Source organism: Brevundimonas huaxiensis (genome assembly GCF_014218725.1).
Classification (GTDB): Bacteria; Pseudomonadota; Alphaproteobacteria; order Caulobacterales; family Caulobacteraceae; genus Brevundimonas; species Brevundimonas huaxiensis.
The window spans coordinates 1-1578 of sequence record NZ_JABBJE010000026.1; the positions used below are offsets into that span (position 1 = coordinate 1).

The following is a 1578-nucleotide window of genomic DNA, read 5'->3' on the forward strand; positions in this document are numbered from 1 at the left end:
GAGGCCGTGTAAAAACCTGCTGAGCGGTGGCGGGGTGGAGGTGGAGACGAAGCGCAGGACGCCATCGCCTCAGGCCCTGATCGCCTCGATCAGAGGCTTGGTTCCCAGCACCGCCATGACCCGCTTCATGTTGTAGGCCAGGATGTGGAGGCTGATCTCGGTTTTCACGTTGGGCAGCCGCTTCATCAGGAAGTGGGAGTGTCCCATCCAGGCCTTGATTGTCCCGAACGGGTGTTCGACCAGGCTTCGCCGTTCACGCATGGCACGGGGCCTCAAGTCCATTCGGGTCTGGAGGGCATCGATCACCGCTTCATGCTCCCAGCGGGTCACCCGACGTTCGATGCTGGGCGTGCACTGGGCCTTCAGCCGACAGCCGGTGCAACTCGCTCGGTCCCAGTAGCGATGCAGTGTCATACCCTTCTCAACGGTCGTCATGTGGTGCGGCAGCAGCGCCCCGGACGGGCAACGGTAGACGTCTTGATCAGGCAGATAGACGAAGTCCTGCTTGCCGAAGCGGCCCGCCGCCTTGGCGCCTGACGTCAGGGGCTTGGGCACGAAGGGCGTCACGCCCATGGTCTCGCAGGCCAGGATCTCCTCGCCGGAGAAGTAGCCCCGGTCGGCCAGCACATCGAGCGCCTCCACGCCCATGGCGTCCTTGGCCTTCGCCGCCATGGAGGCCAGTTGCTCCCGGTCGCTTCCCGTCATCACTACCTCGTGGGCGACGATCAGGTGATGCTCGCCTTCGACGGCGGACTGGACATTGTAGCCGACGATGCCGCTGCCCCGACCCGACGTCGCCATCGCGCGGGCGTCGGGATCGGTCAGGGAGACCTGGCCGTCAGGCGACGTTTCGACCTCAGCCTCCATGACCTTCAACATCGCCATCTGGGCGCGAAGGCGATCGATCTTCTCGACCAGTCGCCCGGACCGCGCCTCCACGCCATCCCCCTCGTGCCGATCGGCCGTGTCTAGGTCCTCGAGATAGCTGGCGATGTGCTCGGCGACCTGCTCGATCCGCCGCTTCACCTTGTAGGCGGTGAAGTTGCGATCGCGGGTGTTCACCGCCTTGAACTTCGACCCGTCGATGGCGACCAGGGCCGCGCCGAACAGGCCCAGCTGTCGGCACAGCACCACGAACTGGGCGCAAGCCGCCTGGATCGCCGGGCCGTTCTCGCGGCGGAAGTCGGCGATGGTCTTGTGATCCGGCGCCAGCCGCCCCGTCAGCCACATCAGTTCGACGTTGCGCTGCGCCTCACGCTCCAGTCGCCGGCTGGACTGCACCTTGTTCAGGTAGCCGTAGACGTAGAGCTTCAGCAGCATGGCCGGGTGATAGGCCGGACGGCCCGTCGCTGCGGGCGTCATACCCTCGAACCCCAGCCCCCTCAGATCCAGTTCGTCGACGAAGACATCAACCACACGGACCGGATTGTCCTCGGCCACATAGTCGTCGAGACATTCGGGAAGCAGCGTCGGCTGCCGGCGATCTGCACCCTGAACGAAGCGGCCCATACCCACCTCCTGCTGACCTCGGGAGAATAAGCTAATTCGCTCGAGCTGGAGGCGTTTTCACACAGCCTC

Annotated in this window: 1 protein-coding gene; it reads right to left on the reverse strand. The window is 65.0% G+C overall.

Translation table 11 applies throughout. From position 1 onward, the window contains the following. Window positions 1-69: 69 nt before the first annotated feature. Entirely contained in the window at window positions 70-1509 is a 1440-nt protein-coding gene (locus HF680_RS15725; protein WP_205196345.1) for an IS1182 family transposase, read from the reverse strand. Window positions 1510-1578 lie beyond the last annotated feature (69 nt).